This window comes from Pseudoalteromonas sp. S554 (assembly GCF_005930865.1).
Classification (GTDB): Bacteria; Pseudomonadota; Gammaproteobacteria; order Enterobacterales; family Alteromonadaceae; genus Pseudoalteromonas; species Pseudoalteromonas marina.
Genome location: NZ_PNDV01000211.1, coordinates 1 through 253, shown reverse-complemented (window position 1 = coordinate 253; position 253 = coordinate 1). Strand labels below are relative to the sequence as shown.

The following is a 253-nucleotide window of genomic DNA, read 5'->3' as shown; positions in this document are numbered from 1 at the left end:
TCTGACGGCGACTTACCGCTTGTGTTTAACTTACAGGTGGAGCTACGTATTTTCGTGTGTCGGTGATTTATTCGCGCTTTAAAGCACCATTTTTAGCTCTCGCAAAATACTTAATACCTTTTGACGGCCAATGAATTAAACACAACACATGGTGGTTATTTTGAATAAGCGCAATGTTTACCGCAAAATCACCACTTTCTAAAATAAATTCACCTGTGCCATCCATGGGATCAAGAAACCAATAACGCTGCCA

General features: G+C 40.3%; 1 pseudogene. It reads right to left on the bottom strand.

The features are described 5' to 3' along the window. Nucleotides 1-28: 28 nt before the first annotated feature. Nucleotides 29-253: pseudogene (locus CWB65_RS19735) on the bottom strand (inositol monophosphatase family protein); the annotation flags it as partial.